The organism is Flavobacterium sp., from assembly GCF_028712645.1.
GTDB lineage: Bacteria > Bacteroidota > Bacteroidia > Flavobacteriales > Flavobacteriaceae > Flavobacterium.
The window spans coordinates 1-2,853 of sequence record NZ_JAQTPQ010000361.1 but is presented as its reverse complement, the minus strand read 5'-3'; the positions used below and the strand labels follow the sequence as shown (position 1 = coordinate 2,853).

Genomic DNA, 2,853 nt, shown 5'->3' with positions numbered 1-2,853 from the left:
GGATGTTTTACTGACGTTCAAATCGGGAGCTTTGATTAAATCCATTCCGCAAACGGGACAATCTCCTGCTTTGTCATAGACTTTTTCGCCTTCGCAAAACATTGGGCAATAATATTTTCCCGAAGCGCTAATAGGCAAAACTACTTGATTCATCTCGCTTGGTATTGGTGTGCTGTAAAGAGAATTCTCAGATGTAGCATCGCTTTCGCTGATAATGTAATTTCCCGCAGTGTATAATGCTTTTTGAAGTTTAAAAATAGAAACCGATTTTTCTGTATGGATAGTGGCAATTGGTGGATCTAAAGTTACAGTAGCATCAACTCCTTCAATTGCATTCAAGGCTTTTTCAACTTTGGTACGACAAACATTGCACGACATTCCCGTAATTGTATAGGTGTTTTTCATAATTAAATATTTAAATATTACATCTTCATTCCTGCCATTGGGTCGCTTCCTTTTCGGAAAATATATTCACTGTTAATAGCGTAAGCACCTGTAATTACTACTTTTTTTGAAGTATCAATTGATGATTTGATTTCAATCATTCCGTTAGTTTCTACGCCAGTTTCCACCATAAGATTCTCAAAAATTCCGGGGCTTTTTTCGAACCAAATATAAGAAGCTTTTTCCTCACGGATTACAGCATCGGTCGGGATAAACAATCCTTTTTGTTTGGGTAGCAATAATTGTGCAATCGCCTGCATTCCAGGTTTTAAAAAACCGTTTGTATTTGGTATTTCCATCCGAATCAAAAGTAATCGAGTTTCTGGATTGATTTCTGGATTGATAAATGAAACTTTGGTGTTAATTGTTTTATTGGGAAAACTGGTAAAAGAAACTTTGGCATTTTGCCCAATGGAAATACTTTTTGCATAATTTACATTCACTTGTGTTTCAAGCCAAAGATTATTCAAATCTGCTAGTTTAATAATACCTGAACCTTCCATAACATAACTGCCTTCTGTGGCAAGAATTTCAGAAATTGTTCCGCTAAAAGTACTGTAAAAAGTAGTATATGGCGAAACTTCCGATTTTTTTTTGATGTCCAAAATTTGGGAATTATTCAAACCATAAAACAACAATTTTTGTCGAGCTCCATTAAGCATCTTTTGGGCATTTTTACCAAAATCTCCCGGCATCGAAAGTTGTTGGTATGCCATAAAATAATCTTGCTTAGCAATGGCAACATCTTCACTGTATAAAACATATAATGCTTGGTTCTTACTAACATAGTCACCAGCGGTTTTGAAAAATAACTTTTCGATTCGCCCTGTAGCTCTTGCCGAAATGGTCTTGATTTTTTCCTGATTGGAGATTAAAATACCAGTATATGATTGGTTTAAACTGTTATTAGTCTCTGATAAGGTTTGAGTGGTAATGTTCCCCAATTTGATTTGTTGTTTACTTAAAGAAATTTCGTTAGAAGGCAAATCTCTGGCTTTCATTGGTGCTAATTTCATGTGACAAATGGGGCAAATTCCTGGTTTATCTTCCTTAATTTGTGGATCCATCGAGCAAGTATAAAATTGTACTTGGTCTTGGATCTCAGGTTTTGTGTCTTGTTTTTTAGAATTACAAGCCATTAAAACCAATAGGGATAGTATTAAAAATAACTGTTTCATCTTATTCAGTTTTTATGAAGCTTTCGCTGTCAATTAAATAATTTCCGTTTTCGGTAATAGAATCCTGTGCAGAAATCCCGTTGATAACTTGAACAAAATCATTAATTTCGATTCCAGTTTTTATCACGGTAGCTTTGAATCCATTTCCCTTTTTTAGGAATACAATTTTCTTGGTTCCAATACTGACCATTGCTTGTTTTTGAATCCAAATTCCTTTTGTTGGTTTGCTTTTCACGATACCTTGCAATCTCAAGCCAATAGGCAATTTTAAAGTGGAGTTGTTAAGATAAACCCTAATTCTATTGGTTTTGTCAGCAGGATTCAATTGGGTTTCAACAAAATTAATTCGTGCATCAATAAATATATTTTCATCCAACTCAGTAGAAATTCGAATAGATTGGTTGGTTTTAATCAGTCCATTATAACCTTGTAATTCATTGAAAATTCCCCAGACTTTATCGGTATTTAATAATTTAAAAACGGTTTCATTTTTCTGGATGTAATCGCCTTCTTTGACCAATAATCTTTCGGTTGTTGAAGCCTTTTGCATTGCTGAATTAACTCCGTTTGTCATACTTTCCGTTCCTTCAATAATTCCCGAAGTTGGACTATAAATAGTGATTATGGGATTGGCTTTTTTGGTTAAAATAAGAGAACCCATTTGATTGTTACTCATCCCATAAAGTTTCAATTTTTTCTTTAATGCGTCAATCATTGTACCGTGTTCCCCAGTATCATTGGCAATCATATAAATAAAATTTTGCTGTTCAGTAAGCAATTCTGGACTATACAAATCAAATAGCTTTTGTCCTTTGTAAACTCTTTGAAATTTATAATTAACATACATTCGTTCTATCCTGCCTCCCACTCTTGCCGAAATATTCTCTGCAGCATTTGGATCGTAAGCCACAATTCCAGGTAAATTGATTTCAGCACCTAAAGTCGTGTCTTTGGGAGTCGTAGTTTGAAAATTTCCAACAATAAAATTATCGGTTGGTTTTAAAAGATCTTCAATCGATTTACTGTCGACAACTTGATTCTGCTGTACTTTTTTGACCAAAGTCATTCCGCAAATAGGACAATTCCCTGATTTATCCCTAATGATTTGAGGATGCATTGAACAGGTGTAAATTTCGTTTTGCACCGAAGCATCCGAATGTTTATCGACTTTCATAGCAAAAAAATAAATTGTAAATCCTATTAGGAAAATTGCAATGAAAGCCAAACCATA

General features: G+C 34.3%; 3 protein-coding genes. All 3 read right to left on the bottom strand.

All coding sequences use genetic code 11. The features are described 5' to 3' along the window. Positions 1 to 405 (bottom strand): heavy metal-binding domain-containing protein (locus PHC28_RS17855; RefSeq protein WP_300103697.1); only part of this gene is annotated, 405 nt, incomplete at its 3' end. 17 nt (positions 406 to 422) lie between these two features. After that, positions 423 to 1,622 (bottom strand): efflux RND transporter periplasmic adaptor subunit, encoded by a 1,200-nt coding sequence (locus PHC28_RS17850; RefSeq protein ID WP_300103695.1) that lies wholly within the window; start codon positions 1,620 to 1,622, stop codon positions 423 to 425. Position 1,623: 1 nt separating this feature from the next. Next, the coding region (locus tag PHC28_RS17845; RefSeq protein ID WP_367278070.1) for an efflux RND transporter periplasmic adaptor subunit at positions 1,624 to 2,853 on the bottom strand (1,230 nt) is incomplete at its 5' end.